Raw genomic sequence first — 20,600 nt, 5'->3', positions numbered from 1 at the left:
GTCTTCGACTTCTTCCTCCGCAACAAGAAGCAGGAGTGGGAGGAGTACCGGTCGGAGGTCACGGCGTTCGAGCTGCGGAAGAACCTGCCGGTGCTGTAACCCAGTCCAAACGGCTGGAGCCGTAGCGAATTGAACCCGGGCTGGTGGCGTGATTCACCGGCCCGGGTTCAGGGCCCTTCCGGACTGTAGCCACCCAGATTCGGACCGCTTGGGGCGGCCTCAGCCGCGCCTGTATATCTTGCGGGCCATCTGGCCTAGAAGTCGTCCCCTCCGCACCGACCCAGTCTCATTTATTGACAGCCGGATAGCTGCTGATCCTGAGCGTCACGAATAGCATATCGCGGGCTACATACTGGTTGCCTTGGTGTTTTCAGTACAGGTAACATCGAAAGTTGAAATCACGGTGGAGAGCCTCTATGTGCCCTTAATGTCGTTTCTAGGTTGTCTCATATGACGTTACGCCAGCATCAATCCTCTTGGATGCCTTCTTAAAGAAGCGATTGGGCGCGGGTTCGTCAACTGCAATAATTTTCGCTCTCTGCTCATTTAGTTGTCGCACGATCAGGTCAAGTTCCGCCTCGGTCTTAGAAGACGATAGAGAAAGCTCAAGCTGAATGGCGTGTCTTAGTTCCGTATAGCGCCTGGCAGATTCCTTATGGGTGCCAGCCAGTCTTGAATTCCCCATGAAGGATGCCGTTGCTGCTACAGCCCCTGACACTGCTGACACTGCCCCACCGAGTCGCAGAGCGTAAATAGCTGAAATTATGCCTGCGGAAGCTGAAATTAGCGCTGGCAGAAATACGATTATGCGCGACCAGAACTCGGCCGATTTAGCGGCTTCGAAGTACGTTTGGGCCGAGTACCGTGTATCAATCTCGATCCTTTCTAGGAGCTTGATTGGGCCAGAATCTGTGCTATTACTCATGTGTGAACTCTCATGTTCAGGTAACGGGGATCTTAGGGCTGGAATCCAAATAGGCGGCAGCCATTCCTAGGGCTGTGCTTTGGTTAGAGATAGCGCTGAACAGTCGCTTCGGGTAGTAGCCGGATTCGTACATGCCGACCATGAGTGCTCGCCTCATGGACTCATCCTGTTCATTTTCGAAACGATGTTTCATCAGCATTCCACTGGATAGCCGACCCGATCGAGCAATGTATCGCACCGCAAACTCGCGAGGAAGGCTTCCCCGATTTTTGTCTTCAAGGATCCGCCACGCCGCATCGATGATGGGAGAGTCAAATATATCGTTCCTCAGAGTCAGTCGAAGTGCTTGGAATTGTAGGTACGGGTATGGATTTATCTCTCCGCTCTCCATTAGTCTGCTGATTCTTGCGCTAATCTCTCTGTGGTGGCCCTTGATGAACCTCGCCATGTAAGAGAAGAACTCTTTCGACATGTGCGGATAGTGGGCACAATTCTCAAGAATCCATGAAAGTGCGTAGTCGTCTTCAAGCCATTTGAGCCTGTTGATGGCAAAACGCAGATCACGAGGCGATGGAGTTTCGGAGTCGATAAGGGTTTTGAAATAGCGTCGAACCAGGTCATTTTTCCCTTTAGCGCCAACCTCAATGCCGTACTTAATGGCGTCCTTCTCGGCGTCGCGGAAGAATTTCACTGCTGTTTGGTTGTTCATGATTGACGTTTTTTGTGTCGCCATGCTCAGCCTTCTCGATCTGAGAACGTCATTTATTTCGAGGAGGGTGTCCCGTAGCTCCCAGAAGTTTGCTCCGAACAAATACATGTCGTCGGAGTATCGGAGGTTCTTTATTCTTCTTCGGCGCAACAGCTCGTCAACTGGGAGCAAATAGAGGTTGGCCAGGATTCCAGAAGCATCGGAACCCTGAGGAATTCCCCAAGCGCTATGGAATGATTGGAATGAGTGAAGATAGTGGAAAAGCTTGCTCACCCATTCGGGTTCTCGTGTTGCAGCCTCGAGATCGTCTATCAAGGTTTCTAGGTGAATGCTTTCGTAAAATGCGGTTACGTCGGTCCTGGCTGCGTGAAGTTGCTTGTTTCGCTGAAGGTGTCTCGTTGCATTCTTTTGCATCTCGAGCCACTTCTTGACTGGTTTGTGAAATGTGAAGGCATACCTTCTCCAGCGGTAGCTATACACCGATCCGAATATCTGCCTGTCGACTTTTTCTGCCAGCCCGTATACGAGAGATTCGTAAAGAATTCTGTCACGCAGCGAAAAGCGAACCAGTGGACGCACGGAGATCGGGTCTTTGGGGAGATTTATGACCTCTATGCTCTGAATTCCCGTTCTCTCTGCGGCGATGTCTTTTTCCAGATTGGCGCTCAGTGTTGGCCATGAGCGAGAGACGTCCGCGAGGTCGATGACGTCAGGGAACTCTTCATGGCGTCGACTTCTGTAGTGATTCACCCAAGTCGCATCCAGAATACGTGTCACACTTAGAGCCATTTGGCCGCACCCGCCTCCCCATGTGTAGGTGAAGACTACCGGCAACAGGTGCCGCCACTGGCGATGTTTGCCTTCATGGCCGGAGGCGTTGTGGGCCGCCTGAGGGCGCTGGCCCCAGTCAGGCAACGACTAATGTTGGCTAAACCTCAGTCCACAGCCACCCTGCCTGGAGGGCGTGGCAGGCCGCTGCATCCACTCACGACTCTTCCGCAACAAGAAGCAGGGGCGGGAGGAGTACCGCTCCGAGGTCACCGCCTTCGAGCTGCGCAAGAACCTGCCGGTGCTGTAGCCGCAGTGACGCGAGCCCGGGCCGGTGATGGCGAGCCACCGGCCCGGGACCGGAGCACTCCCGGCCTCCCGGGCCCGTCCCGTCAAAGTGCCCGAGGGCCGGGCGGGGCGGCCTCCATGACCTCGCGCGCCGCGTCGAGAAACGCCGACCGGTTCCCCTCCAGGTAGTCCCGCACGCTCTCACCGTCAGGCAGGCCGTGCCACACGGTCCTGTTGAGGTCGAGGAAGTGGGCGTGCGCGGTCTCGTGCACGGTCAGGGGAAACTGGATGCGGAGGAGTCGATCCGCGACCCACAGCCTGTTCATCACGCCCTGGGTCGTGAGGTACCACTCGTCGGTGTCCTCCCACTGCGGCGGCCTGGTATAGGCGCAGCGTTCCGCCTCTGCCGAAACCTCGATGAACCGCTCCAGCAGGGCCAGCCGTTCCGCGCGCCGGGTCTCCGACAAGGCGATCCGCTGCCGCTGCTGTTCGGTGCGTTCCGCTGACTGCTGAGTCCTGTGCTGGACGAGGTAGGACAGCAGGCCTCCGAGGACGACACCGCCCAACGATATGAGTGAGACCCAGAGTTGTCCTGCCATGGCGGTCATCCTTCCAGCCGTCCTTCCCGCGAGGCGATCTCATTCGCGGCCGGTGCGGCCACCGCGTCCGAGCCGTCCTGGACAGCCCCGTTCACCGGACCGAGCCCACGTCGGCCCGGCACGCCGATCACCCCACACCAAAAACCCTTTTGACGGTGTGGTCGGGACGCTGGGACGCTGCGGAGCTCCGGACCCGCAGCCCGGAGAGGCGGGCCGCCACCGGGCAGCCGGCCGTATGGCAGCGCATACCGTGACGAGGGGACGGGACATGACTCAGGACGGCCTCGGCCCGCTGGACCGGCTGCTCGCCGAGCGCTCCTGCGAGCGGCTGGTGCTGGACTTCGTCCGGCGGCTCGACCTCGGCGAACCGGGCACGGTGGCCGAGCTGTTCACCCGGGACGGTGTCTGGGAGTGGCCGCGGGGCGGCCGCCTCGTCGAGGGGCGCGAGGCGCTGCGCCGTTACTTCGGTGCGCGGCCGGCGGACCGGCTCTCCCGGCGTATCTGCACCAACGTCCTGGTCACCGTGGAGTCGGCCGACGAGGCGACCGCCACCACCTACTTCGCGACATACCGGGTCGACGGCCACACCGAGGGCACGCTGGTGCCGCCCCGGCCGCCGGTGAACATCGGCCACTACGAGGACGTCTTCCGGCGGACCGGCGGAGACTGGCTCCTGGCGCGGCGCACCCTGGTGCTGGCGTTCGGCGGGGAGACGGAGCGGCTGGGAACGTCCGCCGGCGCGGCGGGGGAGCGATGAGCAGTCGGCGGCGGATGGCGCTGCTCGGGGGTGGGTTCTCCACCGACGAAGACGGGCTGCTGGACGACTGGGTGCTGGGGCTGACGGGGCGTTCGCGTCCCCGGGTGTGCTTCGTGCCGACGGCCAGCGGGGACGCGGAGGGGTACGTCGAGCGGTTCCACGCGGCGTTCGAGGGGCGGGAGTGCGAGGCCTCGGTCCTGCGGCTGTCCCGCCGCACGCTCGACGACGCGGCCCTGCGCTCCTTCCTGCTCTCCCAGGACGTGGTGTACGTCGGCGGGGGCAGCACCGCGAACCTGCTGGCGGTGTGGCGGGCCCACGGGGTGGACCGGCTGCTGCGGGAGGCGTACGAGCGGGGCACCCTGCTCTGCGGGATCAGCGCGGGCGCCAACTGCTGGGCGGAGGCCTCGCACACCGACTCCTTCGGACCGCTCGGCCCGCTGCGGGACGGGCTGGGCCTGCTGCCCGGGTCCGTCTGCCCGCACTACGACAGCGAACCGGGCCGCCGCCCCTCCTACCGGGCCGCCGTGGCCGACGGCTCGCTGCCGCCCGGCTGGGCCGTGGACGACGGAGTCGGCGCCCTCTTCGTGGACGAGGCTGTGGACCAGGTGGTCGGCCGGACGCCGGCCGCCCAGCTGTACCGGGTCGAGCGGGACGGGACCGGCGGGATACGGGAGCGGGCCCTGCCCGCCGTACCGCTCACCGCCGGGTTGCTTGGCGGCCCCTGAGCAGGGGCGGCCGAGGACGCGGCTGTGGCTCAGCGCTCCGACAGTTCGGAGGGGACTTCCTGGACCGTCCAGCCGTTGCCGTCCGGGTCCTTGAAGGTGAGGAAGGAGTTCCAGGTCTGGTCGCCCTTGCCCTCGGTCCAGCCGGTGGGGCCGAGGTGCTGGACGGGGCCGGCGGGGACGCCGCGGGAGAGGAGTTCGGCGTGGGCGGCCTCGATGTCGGTGACGCAGAGCTGGAGGCCGTGCAGGGAGCCGGGGGGTGTGGCGGAGGTGCCGGGGGCGGGGGGCATCCCGCTGGACAGGGCGATGGAGCAGCGGGAGCCGGGCGGGGTCAGCTGGACGATCCTGGCCCCCGGCGCCACCTCGGTGTCCACGTCCACATGGAAGCCGCACCCCTGTGCGTAGAAGTCCCGCGCCCGGTCCAGGTCGGTGACCGGGATGTTGACCACTTCGAGTGTCCAGTTCATGGGCGGACGGTACGGCGGGAGACCTGGCCCGGCAACCGGAAATCCGCGGCGGTCAGGGGTGCCAGGGGGTCCAGGTGAGGCGGCCGTCCAGGGTGAGGGCGGCGACGCCGCCGGGGGCGGTGGCGGGGGCGCCGGAGAAGAGGGGGCCGCCGCCGCCCGTCCAGGGGCGGCCCGGGGCGGGTGCCGTGGCCAGGCCGCCGGGGCGGCCGCGCAGGGCGAGGCCCCCGCGGTCGGGTGCGGAGACCACGGCGCCGTGTCCGGAGCGGCCGCCGGGGACCTCGGTCACCGGGCCCACCGGGCGCCCGCCTCCGGTGAACCGGGCCGAGCGGGCGTCGCCGCTCACCGGCTCGCGGAACCAGAGGCGTACGCCGTCCTTACCGTCGGGGGCCGCGCTGAGCGCCACGGTGGTCGGGGGCAGGCCGGTGGCCATGGGGAGGGAGGGGGAGGAAGGGGAAGCGGGGGTGGGGGTGGCGGGGTGGGTCCAGGTGAGGACGGTCTTGGGGGTCGCGGCGAAGACATGGCCGCGGCCGGTGGCGTCCACCGCGGCCACCGGGTCGCCGCGCAGCTCCCTGCCGCCGGCCGGCTGCCAGGGGGCGAAGCCGCCGTCGGGGCGCTGCACGGTCATGCTCATCGCGTGCCGGCCGTCGCGGACGTAGACCGCCGCCATACCGGCGCGGTCCACCACCACGGCGGGCATGCTGATGTCGGCGCCGGCCCCCGCGTCCCCGGGCTGGGGGCTGCCCAGCGAGCGCCACGGGCCGAACACCCCGCCCGGTGAGGCCTGGGTGGTCACCGCCACCTCCCGGCGGTAGCCGCCGCCCGCCCCGCCGAGGTCGGTCCGCGTCCCGTAGACGGAGATCCGGCCGTCCGGCAGCCGTACGGGGACCACTCCGCCGTCCAGTCCGGCCCCCTCCTGGAGCACCGGCCCGGCCCACTTCGCCGCCTTGCCCGGCCGATGCCACACCGCGAGCCGCCCGTCCAGCACCCCGAAGGCGTACAGCTCACCGGCGTGCGCCCCGGGCTGCACCCAGGACGTCGAACCCGACCGGGCATACCGGATGGACTGCGCCCAGTTCCGCCCGGCGGGCCGGCCCGCCACCTTGCGGTCGCCGCAACCCGCCGGGTCCTCGCAGTAGTCGGTGTGGTCCATCCACGCGTACGTCTTCAGGGTGCGCAGCTTCGCCTCGAAGGTGCCCGGGTCCAGCGAGTGCGGCAGCGAGCCGGTCGAGTAGCCCAGATAGCTCTGCACCCCGAACGCCGGACGGCCTGGGCGGCCGGCGTACCGGGCCAGTGCCGCCTGCACGAACCGCGCCCCGTAGGTGTGGTCCTGATGGTCCGAGGTCCGCCCGGTCCTCTCGTTCAGCCCGGGCGTCGGGTCCAGCATCCGTACGAAGGTGGGCCGGAACCGCCGCAGCACCCCGTCGATGGTGGCGACCACCTGCTCGCGGGTGTACGCGAAGTCCTCCCGTACCGGCGAACCGGCCGCCAGCTGCGAGCCGAGCGTCCCGGTCTTGCCGTCCCACAGGCCGTGCAGGCTGTTCGGCCGCTCGTCCGCGACGGTCCCGGCCTCCTTCAACTGCAACCAGACCAGGCTGATCTGGGGCCGTGAGCGCAGGGTGTTCAGCTCGGCCCTGGCCCCTCCGTCGATGGTGATCTCGGTGCGGTCCCAGGGGCTGGTGCGGTCGCCGGTGGCCATCTCCGCGTACGCCGCGCGTATGCCGTTCTGCCGGGCCTCCGCGTAGGCCGCCTTGTCGGCAGGGCGACGCGGGTCCCCGCGGCGGTTGTTGCGGCCGTCGGACTCGCCGGCGGTGAGATAGACGGAGGTCAGGCTGCGGCCGGAGGCTATGGACTGGCTGGTGTCGGGGTTCATGAAGAACAGGTCGTCGTCCGGGTGGGCCATGAACTGGACGACGGACTCGCCACTGGTCCGCACCGGCTTGACCGCCAGCGCCTCCGGCACCCCGCGGCTCGGCACGTCCGAGGCGTCCGAGGACCCGGTGGTCGCCACCAGCACGCCGCCCGTGATGCCGAGCAGAACGGCGACCGGGGTGGCGACGAGCAGTCCGCGGCGGACCGCGGACGGGACGGTCGCGAGGCGGGTGGCGAGGCCGGCGGGGCGGCGCGAGGTCATGGCGGACTCCGGGAGGAGGGGTGGCGGGCCGGTGGCCCGGGGGCCCACGGGGAGGAGCGGTCGGACCGGGGAAAGGGGGAAGGAGGAGAAGCGGGCCAACTGGGGGGAAAGAGGGCGGACGGAGCCGCGGGGTTGAGGGGGTGGCGTGTGGGGTGGCTCACTGCCGCCGCGTGTCTCATTCCGGGGGGAGTGGGGGAGCGGTCCGCCCTCGGGGGAGAGGCCCGCGCTCGGGGGCGGGTACGCCCGACTGAGGATCTGAGGACCTGAGGTCCTGAGGACCGGGGCCCCGTCCGTACACCCGGAAGACCCGCCCCCGAGACCCCGGGGCCCCGGGGCGCCCCTCGATCCGGCCACTGCCGCGCGGAAGGCCCGCGGCTCCGCCCGTACCGCCGGGGAGCCCCCCAGACCCTCAAGCGCCCCGGCCCCCCCGATCCGGCCACCCCCTCCCGTGCCGAGCCGGGCGCTCCGGACTCGTGGGCCTGGCGGGGATAGGCTCGGGAGCGCGGCGCCGGGGCCGGACAGGACTCGGCGGCCGAGGGCCCGCAGGGGCTGGTACCGACCCGAGAAGGGGGCCGCGGATGACGGTGCAGGGACGTCGGAGCAGTGCCTTCACCCGGCTGCTGCGGCACGGGTTCACCGACCCGGCGGACGCGGAGCGGCTGCTGGAGCTGCCGGTGCTGTCCGCGGTGCGCGGCGACCCGGTCCTGCTGGACGCGCTGGGGGCCACCGCCGACCCCGATCTGGCGCTGCTCGGGTTGGTGCGGCTCGCGGAGGCGCAGGAGGACGGCGGGCGGGAGCTGCTGGGCACCGTGCTGGGCGCCAAGCCGCTGCGGGACCGGCTGCTCGGGGTGCTCGGGGCCTCCGAGGCGCTCGGTGATCATCTGACCCGCCACCCCCGTGACTGGCAGGCCCTGGTCACCTATGAGTCGGCCGATCTGCACCCGGGGGTGGTCGAGTTCGAGCACGGGCTGGCGGGGGCCGACGACCCGGTGGCCCTGCGGGTGGCCTACCGGCGGTGCCTGCTGTCGATCGCCGCCCGGGATGTGTGCGGGACGACGGATGTCGCCGAGACCGCCGCCGAGCTGGCCGCGCTGGCCACCGCCACCCTGCGCCGGGCGCTGGCCCTCGCGCAGCTGGAGGCGCCCGAGGACGCCGCGGTCTGCCGGCTCGCGGTGATCGCCATGGGCAAGTGCGGGGGCGATGAGCTGAACTATGTGTCTGATGTCGATGTGATCTTCGTGGGGGAGGCGGTGGGGGACGCGGAGGAGGCGAAGGCGCTGCAGGCCGCCACCCGGCTCGCCTCGCATCTGATGCGGATCTGCTCGGAGACCACCGTCGAGGGCGCCATCTGGCCGGTGGACGCCAACCTCCGCCCCGAGGGCCGCAACGGGCCGCTGGTGCGCACCCTCTCCAGCCACCTCGCCTACTACCAGCGCTGGGCCAAGACCTGGGAGTTCCAGGCGCTGCTGAAGGCCCGGCCGGTGGCCGGGGACGCGAACCTCGGCACGGCGTACATGGAGGCCGTGTCACCGCTGGTGTGGGGCGCCGCCGAGCGGGAGAACTTCGTCACCGACGTGCAGAAGATGCGGCGCCGGGTGGTGGACAACATCCCCGTGCACCATGTGGACCGGGAGCTGAAGCTGGGGCCCGGAGGCCTGCGGGACGTGGAGTTCGCGGTGCAGCTGCTCCAGCTGGTGCACGGCCGCAGCGACGCCACCCTGCACAGCGGCACCACCCTGGACGCCCTCGCCGCGCTGGCCGCCGGGGGCTATGTGGGCCGCGCCGACGCCGCGCAGCTGGACGAGGCGTACCGCTTCCTGCGCACCATGGAGCACCGCATCCAGCTGCACCGGATGCGCCGCACCCACCTCGTACCGGAGGACGAGAAGGACCTGCGGCGGCTGGGGCGGTCGATGGGGCTGCGCACCGAGCCGGTCACCGCCCTGAACAAGGAGTGGCGGCGGCACGCGGCCGTGGTCCGCCGGCTGCACGAGAAGCTGTTCTACCGGCCGCTGCTGGACGCCGTCGCCCAGCTCGCCCCCGGCGAGACCCGGCTCAGCGCCAAGGCCGCCGGACAGCGGCTGGAGGCCCTGGGGTACGCCGACCCGGCCGCCGCGCTGCGCCATCTGGAGGCGCTGTCCTCCGGGGTGTCCCGCAAGGCCGCCATCCAGCGCACCCTGCTGCCGGTGCTGCTCGGCTGGTTCGCCGACTCCGCCGACCCGGACGCCGGGCTGCTCGGCTTCCGCAAGGTCTCGGACGCGCTCGGCAAGACCCCCTGGTACCTGCGGCTGCTGCGCGACGAGGGCGCCGCCGCGGAGAACCTGGCCCGGGTGCTGTCGGCCGGCCGGCTCGCCCCCGACCTGCTGATGCGCGCCCCCGAGGCGGTCGCCATCCTCGGCGCCCCGGAAGGTCTCAAGCCGCGCGCCCGGAACCATCTGGACGCGGAGGTGCTGGCCGGGGTGGGCCGCGCCGAGGACGCCGAGACGGCGGTCGCGGTGGCCCGCGGCGTACGGCGCCGGGAGCTGTTCCGCACCTCGGCCGCCGACCTCATCGGCTCCTACGGCACCGAGGACAGCCCCGCCGAGGCCGACCCCGGCGCCCTGGTGGACCGGGTCGGGCAGGCCATCACCGATCTGACCGCGGCCACCGTCGCCGGGGCGCTGCGGGCCGCGGTGCGCGCCCAGTGGGGCGACACCCTGCCCACCCGGTTCGCCGTCATCGGCATGGGCCGCTTCGGCGGCCACGAGCTGAACTACGGCTCCGATGCCGATGTGCTGTTCGTCCACGAGCCGCGCGAGGGGGTGGACGAGCAGGAGGCCGCGCGGGCCGCCAACGCGGTGGTCGCCGAGATGCGCCGGCTGCTCCAACTGCCCACCGCCGACCCGCCGCTGCTCATCGACGCCGACCTGCGCCCCGAGGGCCGCAGCGGACCGTTGGTGCGCACCCTCAACTCGTACGCCGCCTACTACCGCCGCTGGTCGCTCGGATGGGAGGCGCAGGCCCTGCTGCGGGCCGAGCCGATGGCCGGCGACGAGGAGCTGGGCCGCCGCTTCCTCGCCCTGGCCGACCCGCTGCGCTACCCCGAGGGCGGTCTGGACGAGGCCGCGGTGCGCGAGATCCGGCGGCTGAAGGCCCGGATGGAGAACGAGCGCCTGCCGCGCGGCGCCGACCCCGCCCTGCACACCAAGCTGGGCCGGGGCGGGCTGTCCGACGTGGAGTGGACGGTGCAGCTCATCCAGATGCGGCACGGCCACGAGCTGCCCGCGCTGCGCACCACCCGGACCCGCCGGGCGCTGGCCGCCGCCGTGGAGGCCGGGCTGGTGTCGGAGACGGACGCCAGGACCCTGGACGACGCCTGGGTGCTGGCCACCCGGGTGCGCAACGGGGTGATGCTGGTCCGCGGCCGGGCCGGCGACACCTTCCCCTCCGACAGCCGCGAACTCTCCGCCGTCGCCCGCTACCTGGGCTACGGCCCCGGGCACGCCGGCGAGATGCTGGACGACTACCGGCGCACCACCCGGCGGGCCCGGGGCGTGGTGGAGGAGTTGTTCTACGGAGGGTAGGGCCCTTACCGGGACCGGGACCGGGACCGGGACCGGGACGGGGTGCGGCGGGCGGTCATGGGGGGCCATGTCCCGCCCGCCCCACCGGGCACGGGCACGGGCAGGACGCTCAGACCTGGACCCCCGGCACCCCGTCCTCGACCACCACGCTCGCCCGGGTGCTCACCGGGGCGCCGGGGCGGGTGACGTAGGGGACCACCCGGAAGTCGGTGCGCCAGCGGTCCCGGTCCACATGCACCCGGACATAGCCGCGCTGGCCGTTGAAGAACTTCATGTGCGGGTTGGCGGCCAGGAACTTCCGGCCCTCCTCGGTCAGGTCGGCGCCGTCGCCGCCGCTGGTGATGGAGGTGCCGACGAACTCGGCGCCGACGGTGGGCGCGTCCGGGTCGGCGTAGTCGCGCTTGAGGTCCCAGGCGTAGTTCTGGTGCCGGTCGCCGGTGATCACCACCAGGTTGCGCACCCCGGTGGCGTCGGCCTCGGCGAGCAGCCGGTTCCGCTCGGCGACATAGCCGTCCCAGGGGTCGGTCCACACCGAGGTGCCCGGACCGGGGTCCTGGTCGGTCTGGCCCAGCGGCGCCTGGTTGCCCAGCACCTGCCAGCGGGCCGGGGAGCGCCGGAAGCCCTTGAGCACCCAGTCGCGCTGGGCGGCGCCCAGCAGGGTGCGCTTGGGGTCGAAGCGTTCGGGGCAGTTCGCGGTCACCGTGTCCCCGCAGGCCTGGTCGTCCCGGTACTGCCGGGTGTCCAGCATGGTGAAGTCGGCGAGCCGGCCGTAGGGCAGCCGGCGGTACATCCGCACGTCCGGCCCCTGGGGCAGCTGCGGGCGGCGCAGCGGCGCGTGCTCGTACAGGGCCTGGAAGGCGGCGGCCCGGCGGGCCCGGAAGGGGCCGGGGTCCTGGCCCTTCTCCGGGATGTCGCCGGCCCAGTTGTTCTCCACCTCGTGGTCGTCGAAGGTCATGATCCACGGGAAGTTGGCGTGCGCCTGGCGCAGCGGGGCCTCGCTCTTGTAGAGGCCGTACTGGAGCCGGTAGCGGGCCAGGTCGGTGGTCTCGGTGTGCAGCGAGGGGTCGGTGGTCACGCCCCGCTTGTTGGTCTTCACCCCGTACTCGTAGAGGTAGTCGCCGAGGTGGACCACCAGGTCGAGGTCCTCGGCGGCCATGTGCTCGTACGCGGTGTAGAAGCCGTCCTGCCAGGCCTGGCAGGAGGCGAAGGCGAAGGTCAGCCCGCGCGGGTCGGACCCGGGCAGCGGGGTGGTGCGGGTGCGGCCGGTGGGGGAGAGGTGGCCGCCGGCCCGGAAGCGGTAGAAGTACACCCGGTCCGGCAGCAGCCCGCTGATCTCGGGGTGGACCGAGTGCGCCAGCTCCGGGGTGGCGGTCACGGTGCCCCGGCGGACCAGCCGGCGGAAGCGCTCGTCGGTGGCGATCTCGTACTCGACCCTCACCGGGACCGGCGGCATACCGCCGTGCCCGTCCGGGTCCAGCGGCTCGGGGGCGAGCCGGGTCCACAGGACCACGCCGTCCCCGCGGGGGTCACCGGAGGCGATGCCCAGGGTGAAGGGGTCGGAGGGCAGGCGGACGGATGACTTGGCGGACCTGGCGTGGGCGGTGCCGGAGCTCCATTCGCCGGTGCCGAGCATCAGCGCGCCCACGCCCACACCGGCGAAGCCGATCGCTCTGCGCCGGGTGACGAGCGGGCCGCCGAGCGCGTCGGCGGCGGGCGGGCTGTCGAGCCGGGGGCCGAGACGTCCGGCCATCGGGATCCTCCTGGCTTCTGGGGGATGAACCGCCAGAAGCGTCGGAGGAGTGGGTGACCCGGGGCCCTCGGGAGCGCGTCCGGCCGCCGAGCGGCGGCCGAGCACAACATGAACATGCCACCGATGGCATACGGGTGCCGAGAAGCCGGTGAACTCGGCCTTACCGGCACCGTGCCGGGAGGTTCAGCCGCCCCGAGGGGGACGCGGCTCTCAGATACGCCGGGGCCGGGGGCCGGACAGCAGGGCTGGGGTGGCGGCGGGCACCTGGCGGTCCAGCCGGTGCGGCAGCCGCCCGTACCAGACGTACGCCAGGCTGTAGCCGAAGGCCAGGCAGGCCGCCCCGCCGACCGCGTCCAGCCAGAAGTGGTTGGCGGTGGCGACGATGACCACCAGGGTGGCCGTCGGGTAGAGCAGCCCCAGGATCCTCGCCCAGGGGGCCCGGGCCAGCGCGAAGACGGTCAGCCCGCACCACAGCGACCAGCCGATGTGCATCGACGGCATGGCCGCGTACTGGTTGGACATGTTCTTGAGGTTCCCCGAGGCCATCGAGCCCCAGGTGTGGTGGACCAGCACGGTGTCGATGAACTTCTCGCTGGTCATCAGGCGCGGCGGGGCCAGCGGGTACAGGTAGTAGCCGAGCAGGGCGATCCCGGTGGTGGAGAACAGCACCAGCCGGGTGGCCGCGTACCGCCCCGGGTGCCAGCGGTACAGCCACACCAGCACTCCGATGGTGACGATGAAGTGCAGGGTGGCGTAGTAGTAGTTCATCCCCACGATCAGCCACGTCACGGAGTCCACGGCGTGGTTGACGGTCTTCTCGAAGGCGAGTCCGACGCTCTGCTCGGCGTGCCAGATCCAGTCGGCGTTGCGCAGCGCCTGCGCCTTCTGCTCGGGCACCGCGTTGCGGATCAGCGAGTACGTCCAGTAGCTGATCGCGATCAGCAGGATCTCGAACCAGATCCGGGGGCGGCGCGGGGTGCGCCACCGCCGCCAGCCGCTCGCCGGGGCCGGGGAGCCGGGGCCCGGGGGGGCGGCGTCCGGTGCGGTCACGGAAGGTTCCGCCCCTGCTGCCGGAGCCTTCGCTCCCGGAGCCTCGCGGCCCTCCCGTGTCGTCACCGTCGCTTCACCCATGGGGCAAGAGTCTGCCAGACGAGTGGGATGGGTCGATCATCCGTCAGTCGGTTCTCTTCCCCGCCCCGTCACCCCTGGGTACTACACCCGACCCGGACTCCCCGGAGGGCCGGAGGCCAGTGCGGCCGCTACCCCCGCGTCCCGTACCTCCCGGGGTCCGGTATTCCGGTCCCGGACTCCGCGGGGAGGGTGCTACTCCCGGTCCTGGGCGTGCGCCGAGCGCTGCCCGTGCGGGCCGGCCGCGGTGGAGCCGCGGACCACCAGCTCCGGCATGAAGACGAACTCGCTCGGCGGGGCCGGGGTGCCGCCGATCTCCTCCAGCAGCGCCCGCACCGCGGCCTGGCCCATCGCCTGCACCGGCTGGCGGATGGTGGTCAGCGGCGGGTCGGTGAACGCTATGAGCGGGGAGTCGTCGAAGCCGACCACCGAGACGTCCCCCGGCACGGCCAGCCCGCGCTGGCGGGCGGCCCGGATCGCGCCGAGCGCCATCATGTCGCTGGCGCACACCACCGCGGTGCAGCCGCGTTCGATCAGCGCGCCCGCCGCGGCCTGCCCGCCCTCCAGGGAGTACAGGGAGTGCTGCACCAGCTCCTCGCACTCGTCGGGGCCGAGGCCCAGCCGGGCCTGCATCCCGAGCCGGAAGCCCTCGATCTTGCGGAGCACCGGCACGAAACGCTTCGGACCGACCGCCAGACCGATCCGGGTGTGGCCGAGGGCGGCGAGGTGGGTGACGGCCAGCTGCATCGCGGCCCGGTCGTCGGGGGAGACGAAGGTGGCCTCCACCTTCGGCGAGTAGCCGTTGATCAGCACGTACGGGACGCCCTGGCCGCGCAGCTGGTCGTAGCGCTGGGTGTCGGCGGTGGTGTCGGCGTGCAGCCCGGAGACGAAGATGATCCCGGCCACGCCCCGCTCGACCAGCATCTCGGTCAGCTCGTCCTCGGTGGAGCCGCCCGGGGTCTGGGTGGCCAGCACCGGGGTGTAGCCCTGCCGGGTCAGGCCCTGCCCGATCACCTGGGCCAAGGCGGGGAAGATCGGGTTGTCCAGCTCCGGGATTATCAGCCCGACCAGTCCCGCGCTGCGCTGGCGCAGCCGTACCGGGCGTTCGTAGCCCAGCACGTCCAGCGCGGCAAGCACGGACTGGCGGGTGGCCGCGGCCACACCGGGTTTGCCGTTGAGGACGCGGCTGACAGTGGCTTCGCTGACTCCCGCCTGGGCTGCGATGTCGGCTAGCCGCGCGGTCATGGAAGGCGACTGTACCGGCCGCACGTCAGCTTGCCCACCAGACGGCGGACTCGGGGGCCAGCACCACCGTCCCGGCCGGTCCGCCCGCCGCCGCGCCGGTGCCGCCCTCGGGCGCGGGCCCCGGGACCATGGCCGTCCCCTCCGCGTCCGCCGGGGCCGCCGCGCCGGGGACGCTGCCCAGCAGCGGACGGCCGCCGGGCGCGGGCACCTCCACCGGGCGGTCCGTCAGATTCACCGTGCAGACCAGCTCGGCGCCGTCCGCGCCGGCGGCGGTACGGCGGAAGGCCAGCACCCCGTCCGGGGCCGGCAGCCAGTCCAGCCCCTCGCCCGCGCCGAGCGCCGGATGGGTCCGGCGCAGCGCCAGCGCGGAGCGGTACAGCTCCAGGGTGGAGTCCGCCTCGCCGCTCTGCGCCGCCACCGACAGGGCGCCCCACTCCGCGGGCTGCGGAAGCCAGCTGCCACCAGGCCCGAAGCCATACGAGGGTCCGGTCCGCGTCCACGGGATCGGCACCCGGCACCCGTCGCGCAGCCCGTCCTGTCCGTCCTGCCCGTCTCCCTGGCCGCTCCGGCGGCGGAACGCCGGGTCCTGGCGCACCTCGTCGGGCAGCTCCGCCACCTCCGGCAGCCCCAGCTCCTCCCCCTGGTAGAGGTACGCGGAGCCGGGCAGCGCCAGCATCAGCAGCGCCGCCGCCCGGGCGCGGCGCAGCCCGGCCGCCCCGGTCCCGTAGCGGCTGGGGTGCCGGACCACGTCGTGGTTGGAGAGCACCCAGGTGGTGGGGGCGCCCACCGCCGTGGTGGCCCGCAGCGAGTCGTCGATCACCCGGCGCAGCGCCGCCGCGTCCCACGGGGCTTGCAGGAAGGCGAAGTTGAACGCCTGGTGCAGCTCGTCCGGGCGTACGTAGAGGGAGAGCCGTTCGGCGTTGGGCGCCCAGGCCTCGGCGACCCCGATCCGGGCCGGGCCGCCGTGCTCGGCCGTGTAGGAGTCGAGCAGCGTCCGCCAGCCGCGGTGGATCTCGTGCACCCTGTCCTGGTCGAAGAACGGCAGCTGCTGGGCGCCGATCAGCCGGACCTGCTCCCGGTGGCCGATGTCGGGCAGCCCGGGCGCCTTGACCATGCCGTGTGCCACGTCGATCCGGAAGCCGTCCACGCCCAGGTCCAGCCAGAACCGCAGCACCGAGGCGAACTCGGCCCGTACCTCCTCGTTCTCCCAGTCCAGGTCGGGCTGTTCGGGGGCGAACAGGTGCAGATACCAGTCGCCGTCGGCGGTACGGGTCCAGGCCGGGCCGCCGAAGACCGACTCCCAGTCGTTGGGCGGCAGCGCGCCGTCCGGGCCCTGGCCGGGGCGGAAGAGGTAGCGGGCGCGGGCGGCCGGGTCGCCGGCCAGCGCGGCGGTGAACCAGGGGTGCAGCTCGGAGGTGTGGTTGGGGACGACGTCCACGATCACCCTCAGGCCCAGGGCGTGCGCCTGGCGCACCAGGGCGGCGGCGTCGTCCAGGTCGCCGAAGAGCGGGTCCACCGCCCGGTAGTCGGCGACGTCGTAGCCGCCGTCGGCCTGCGGGGAGGCGTAGAACGGGGTGAGCCAGACGGCGTCCGCGCCCAGGTCGGCCAGATGCCCCAGCCGCTCGCGGGCGCCGCGCAGGTCGCCGATCCCGTCGCCGTCGCCGTCCGCGAAGGAGCGCACGTACACCTGGTAGATCACCGCCCGCCGCCACCAGTCGGCCGCGGGCCCGGCCCCGGGGTCGTTCATACGGAAGGCCTCCGGCTCGGGGTGTTCCCGTGAGGGCGAGGTCAGCTCGTGTGCGGCCATGGGCGGGTCCCTCTCGGTGGTCGGCTCTGGGCTCGGCGGTGTCGCAGGTTCAACGAGCCCGGGGCGCCGCTGCAACGGCTCTGCAAGCGAAGTTGAAAGGACTTGCAGCCGCTGCCGGGCCCGCCCGGGCCCCGCCGCCCCACCCTGTCAAGCGATACGTCGGCAACCTTCGGGACACGCGGACGTAACGATCGGTCGGCCTTGCAGAAAATTGCCGCAAGGCCTTTCGGCGCGTTTTCATCCCTGTTACGTTCCTGGCAACCCGGCGCGCCGCGAAGGAGCGGATCGCAAGGGAGGCCTGTGATCCGCTGATCCCGCCTCGCCCCCGGGGATCCACTTGATGAGGAGTGCACATGCGGCGTGGCATAGCGGCCACCGCGCTGGTCGCGGCCCTGGGTCTGACGGCGACGGCGTGCGGCGGCGACAGCGGCTCCGGCGGCGGCGACGCCAACGGCGAGCTCAGCGGCACCGTGACCTGGTGGGACACCTCCACCGTCGGCAGCGAGGACAAGGTCTTCAAGAAGCTCGCCGAGGACTTCACCAAGAAGCACCCCAAGGTCACGGTCAAGTATGTGAACGTGCCCTTCGGCGAGGCGCAGAACAAGTTCAAGAACGCCGCCCAGTCCGGCTCCGGCGCCCCCGACGTGATCCGCTCCGAGGTGGCCTGGACCCCCGAGTTCGCCGACCTGGGCTATCTCGCCCCGCTGGACAAGACGGCCGCGCTGAAGAACCAGGACGACTTCCTGAAGCAGGCCGCCGCCTCCACCCGGTACGACGGCAAGACCTACGCCGTGCCGCAGGTCATCGACTCCATGGGCGTCTTCTACAACAAGAAGATCTTCAAGGAGGCCGGCGTCGACGTCCCCGAGACCGTCGACCAGCTGAAGACCGCCGCCTCCGCCATCAAGAAGAAGACCGGCAAGACCGGCCTGTACCTGCGCGGCGACGACGCCTACTGGTTCCTCTCCTTCCTCTACGGCGAGGGCGGCGACATGGTCGACGCGGAGAAGAAGACGGTCACCGTCGACAACCCGGCCGGCGTCAAGGCCCTGCAGACCGTCAAGGACCTGGTCGACTCCAAGGCCGCGATCACCGACGCGACCAACGGCTGGGACAACATGCAGGCCGCCTTCAAGGACGGCAAGGTCGCCATGATGATCAACGGCCCGTGGGCGGTCACCGACACCTACGCCGGGGCCGAGTTCGCCGACAAGGCCAACCTGGGCATCGCCCCCGTCCCGGCCGGCTCCGCCGCCCAGGGCGCCCCGCAGGGCGGCCACAACCTCGCCGTCTACGCCGGCTCCAAGAACCTCGCCGCCTCCTACGCCTTCACCGAGTACATGACCTCGGCGGAGTCCCAGGCCAAGGTCGCCACCGAGCTGAGCCTGCTGCCCACCCGCCAGTCGGTCTACATCAAGCCGGACGTGGCGAAGAACCAGGTCATCGGCTTCTTCAAGCCGGTCGTCGAGAAGTCCGTCGAGCGCCCCTGGATCCCGGAGGGCGGCTCCCTGTTCGCCCCGCTGGTGACCGAGTACACCAAGGTCCTCACCGGCCAGACCAGCCCCGAGCAGGGCGCGAAGGCCACCGGCGAGGAGTACCGCAAGCTCCTCAAGGGCTGGAAGTAACGGCACCGGACCGTTCGGGATTCGGACGCGACTCAAGGAAGGTTGACCGGCTGATGGCTGTGGACACCCCCGGCCAGTCGGTGGCGGAGGCCGCGGGTGGCGACACCCGCGGCCCCGCCCGCCGTGCTGGCAGGTCCCAGAGCGGACCCAGGAGCGGACCCAAGGGCTCCGGGAGCGGACCCAAGGGCTCCGGGAGCGGACCGAAGGGCTCCGGGGGCAGGGCGAAGCGCTCCCTGGCCACCCACTGGTACGCCTGGGCGATGGTCGCCCCGGTGGTGGTCGTGATCGGTGTGATCATCGGCTATCCGCTGGTGCGCGGGATCTACCTCTCGCTCACCGACGCCACCGAGCGCAACGTGGCGCGCTCCATCGGCGTCAACGAGATCCCCGCCACCTACGAGTTCGTCGGCCTGGAGAACTACCAGACGGCGCTGAGCAGTTCGCAGTTCTTCGACACCCTGGGCTGGACCCTGGTGTGGACGGTCGCCTGCGTCTCGGTCACCTTCGTGCTCGGCCTCACCCTGGCCAACATGCTCAACCGGAAGATGGCCGGCCGCTCCGCGTACCGGATGCTGATCATCCTGCCCTGGGCGGTGCCCGGCTTCGTCTCGGTCTTCGCCTGGCGCTTCCTCTACGACGAGCGGCGCGGCCTGCTCAACCAGGTGCTGGCCGGCGGCGGCATCGACGCGGTGCCCTGGCTCAACGACCCGACCATGGCCAAGCTCTCGGTCATCGCGGTCAACGTCTGGCTGGGCGTCCCCTTCATGATGGTCGCCCTGCTCGGCGGGCTGCAGTCCATCCCCGGCGAGCTGTACGAGGCCGCCGAGATGGACGGTGCCAATGCCTGGCAGCGGTTCCGCAACATCACGATGCCGGGGCTGCGTTCGGTCTCCACCACGGTGGTGCTGCTCTCCACCATCTGGACGTTCAACATGTTCCCGGTGATCTTCCTGCTCACCCGCGGCGGACCCGGCGAGGCGACTCAGATCCTGGTCACCCAGGCGTACAAGTTCAGCTTCGAGATCAGCCCGCGCGACTTCGCGCAGTCCTCCACCTGGGGCGTGCTGATCCTGGTGCTGCTGATGCTCTTCGCCGCGGTCTACCGGCGAGTCCTCCGCAAGCAGGGAGAAGTCTGGTGACCACCGCGACCGACACCGCCAAGACCACCCAGTCCCGTCGTCGGGGGCAGCGCTCCCCCCTCGCCTCCGTCGGCCTCCACGCCGGCCTGGTCATCGCCTCGGTCGTCGCGGTCTTCCCCGTCCTCTGGGTGCTGCTGACGTCCCTGAAGCCCGCGAAGTACGCCACCACCACGGACTTCTTCCGCAAGACGACCTTCGAGAACTACACGAACCTGCTGCGGGACACCCCGTTCCTCACCTGGTTCGGCAACTCCCTGCTGATCGCCGGACTCACCACCGTGGTCGGTGTGTTCGTGGCCGCGACCACCGGCTACGCGGTCAGCCGCTTCCGCTTCCCCGGCAAGCGCGGGCTGATGTGGACGCTGCTGATCACCCAGATGTTCCCGGTCGCCGTCCTGATCGTGCCGATCTACAACATCATGGCGTCCATCGGCCTGCTCAACCGGGCGGCCGGCCTGGTCATCACCTATCTGACCATCGCCGTGCCGTTCTGCGCCTGGATGATGAAGGGCTTCTTCGACACCATCCCGGCCGAGATCGACGAGTCCGGGCAGGTGGACGGGCTCACCCCGTTCGGCACCTTCTGGCGGCTGATCCTGCCGCTGGCCAAGCCCGGTATCGCGGTGACCGCCTTCTACTCCTTCATCACCGCCTGGGGCGAGGTCGCCTACGCCTCCGCCTTCATGGTCGGGGACGAGAACCTCACCCTCGCCGGAGGACTCCAGAAGTTCGTCAACCAGTACGGCGCCCAGTGGGGCACGATGACCGCCGCCTCGGTGCTCATCGCCATCCCCGCCGCGCTGGTCTTCCTCTTCGCCCAGCGCCACCTGGTGACCGGCATGTCCGCCGGCGCCGTCAAGGGCTGACGCCGAGGGGGTACGGGAACGGGCCGCCGTACCCGCCCTCGTACCCCCCCCCCCCCCCCCCCCCCCCCCCCCCCCCCCCCCCCCCCCCCCCCCCCCCCCCCCCCCCCCCCC

At 70.6% G+C, this 20,600-nt stretch carries 14 protein-coding genes and 1 pseudogene; 7 read left to right on the top strand and 8 right to left on the bottom strand.

Annotated features, from left to right (window positions below):
• Nucleotides 1–941 precede the first annotated feature (941 nt).
• Nucleotides 942–2,384: an RNA-directed DNA polymerase gene (locus tag M1O15_RS30595; protein WP_248637498.1), complete on the bottom strand. Its 1,443-nt coding sequence runs from the start codon at nucleotides 2,382–2,384 to the stop codon at nucleotides 942–944.
• A 244-nt stretch (nucleotides 2,385–2,628) separates the two neighbouring features.
• On the opposite strand from M1O15_RS30595, the pseudogene M1O15_RS30590 reads away from it, so the two are divergent.
• Nucleotides 2,629–2,712 (top strand): annotated as a pseudogene (locus M1O15_RS30590) (glutamine synthetase); the annotation flags it as partial.
• An 82-nt stretch (nucleotides 2,713–2,794) separates the two neighbouring features.
• On the opposite strand, the gene M1O15_RS30585 reads toward M1O15_RS30590, so the two are convergent.
• On the bottom strand, nucleotides 2,795–3,298 hold the full coding sequence (locus M1O15_RS30585; RefSeq protein ID WP_248637497.1) for a hypothetical protein: 504 nt from the start codon (nucleotides 3,296–3,298) through the stop codon (nucleotides 2,795–2,797).
• Between the two features lie 259 nt (nucleotides 3,299–3,557).
• Between M1O15_RS30585 and M1O15_RS30580 the strand changes: the two genes are divergently transcribed.
• A complete protein-coding gene (locus M1O15_RS30580; RefSeq protein ID WP_248637496.1) occupies nucleotides 3,558–4,046 on the top strand; it encodes a nuclear transport factor 2 family protein in 489 nt (162 codons plus the stop codon).
• The gene (locus M1O15_RS30575) at nucleotides 4,043–4,771 is read left to right on the top strand and encodes a Type 1 glutamine amidotransferase-like domain-containing protein (protein WP_248637495.1); all 729 of its coding nucleotides are present in this window, start codon (nucleotides 4,043–4,045) and stop codon (nucleotides 4,769–4,771) included. The genes M1O15_RS30580 and M1O15_RS30575 overlap by 4 nt, the downstream gene beginning before the upstream one ends.
• Before the next feature lie 29 nt (nucleotides 4,772–4,800).
• Here the strand turns inward: M1O15_RS30575 and M1O15_RS30570 are convergent, their stop codons facing one another.
• Nucleotides 4,801–5,235 carry a VOC family protein gene (locus M1O15_RS30570; RefSeq protein WP_248637494.1) on the bottom strand — a complete coding sequence of 145 codons (435 nt, stop codon included), beginning with the start codon at nucleotides 5,233–5,235 and terminating at the stop codon, nucleotides 4,801–4,803.
• A gap of 52 nt (nucleotides 5,236–5,287) precedes the next feature.
• Entirely contained in the window at nucleotides 5,288–7,366 is a 2,079-nt protein-coding gene (locus tag M1O15_RS30565) for a PIG-L family deacetylase (RefSeq protein ID WP_248637493.1), read from the bottom strand.
• Between the two features lie 578 nt (nucleotides 7,367–7,944).
• Here M1O15_RS30565 and M1O15_RS30560 point away from each other — a divergent pair.
• Nucleotides 7,945–10,929 carry a bifunctional [glutamine synthetase] adenylyltransferase/[glutamine synthetase]-adenylyl-L-tyrosine phosphorylase gene (locus M1O15_RS30560; protein ID WP_248637492.1) on the top strand — a complete coding sequence of 995 codons (2,985 nt, stop codon included), beginning with the start codon at nucleotides 7,945–7,947 and terminating at the stop codon, nucleotides 10,927–10,929.
• A gap of 109 nt (nucleotides 10,930–11,038) precedes the next feature.
• On the opposite strand, the gene M1O15_RS30555 is transcribed toward M1O15_RS30560, so the two are convergent.
• The 4 genes from M1O15_RS30555 to M1O15_RS30540 form a co-directional block, all read right to left on the bottom strand.
• Nucleotides 11,039–12,562, bottom strand: coding sequence for an alkaline phosphatase D family protein (locus M1O15_RS30555; protein ID WP_308282429.1), 1,524 nt, complete (start codon nucleotides 12,560–12,562; stop codon nucleotides 11,039–11,041).
• A gap of 327 nt (nucleotides 12,563–12,889) precedes the next feature.
• The gene (locus M1O15_RS30550; RefSeq protein ID WP_248637490.1) at nucleotides 12,890–13,810 is read right to left on the bottom strand and encodes a phosphatase PAP2 family protein; all 921 of its coding nucleotides are present in this window, start codon (nucleotides 13,808–13,810) and stop codon (nucleotides 12,890–12,892) included.
• Between the two features lie 192 nt (nucleotides 13,811–14,002).
• Nucleotides 14,003–15,052, bottom strand: coding sequence for a LacI family DNA-binding transcriptional regulator (locus tag M1O15_RS30545; protein WP_248637489.1), 1,050 nt, complete (start codon nucleotides 15,050–15,052; stop codon nucleotides 14,003–14,005).
• A 25-nt stretch (nucleotides 15,053–15,077) separates the two neighbouring features.
• Complete coding sequence (locus M1O15_RS30540) at nucleotides 15,078–16,859, bottom strand: glycoside hydrolase family 13 protein (RefSeq protein ID WP_372499629.1); 1,782 nt, start codon at nucleotides 16,857–16,859, stop codon at nucleotides 15,078–15,080.
• A gap of 353 nt (nucleotides 16,860–17,212) precedes the next feature.
• Here M1O15_RS30540 and M1O15_RS30535 point away from each other — a divergent pair, with 353 nt between their 5' ends.
• The 3 genes from M1O15_RS30535 to M1O15_RS30525 are packed head-to-tail and all read left to right on the top strand — an operon-like array spanning nucleotide 17,213 to nucleotide 20,489.
• Nucleotides 17,213–18,484, top strand: coding sequence for an extracellular solute-binding protein (locus tag M1O15_RS30535; RefSeq protein WP_248637488.1), 1,272 nt, complete (start codon nucleotides 17,213–17,215; stop codon nucleotides 18,482–18,484).
• Between the two features lie 53 nt (nucleotides 18,485–18,537).
• The gene (locus M1O15_RS30530; RefSeq protein ID WP_248637487.1) at nucleotides 18,538–19,623 is read left to right on the top strand and encodes a carbohydrate ABC transporter permease; all 1,086 of its coding nucleotides are present in this window, start codon (nucleotides 18,538–18,540) and stop codon (nucleotides 19,621–19,623) included.
• Complete coding sequence (locus tag M1O15_RS30525; RefSeq protein WP_248637486.1) at nucleotides 19,620–20,489, top strand: sugar ABC transporter permease; 870 nt, start codon at nucleotides 19,620–19,622, stop codon at nucleotides 20,487–20,489. The genes M1O15_RS30530 and M1O15_RS30525 overlap by 4 nt, the downstream gene beginning before the upstream one ends.
• Nucleotides 20,490–20,600: the final 111 nt, after the last annotated feature.

The sequence above is a fragment of the Streptomyces lichenis genome (assembly GCF_023218175.1).
Taxonomy (GTDB): domain Bacteria; phylum Actinomycetota; class Actinomycetes; order Streptomycetales; family Streptomycetaceae; genus Streptomyces; species Streptomyces lichenis.
The sequence above is the reverse complement of the archived record's forward strand: the minus strand, read 5'-3'. Positions and strand labels throughout refer to the sequence as shown.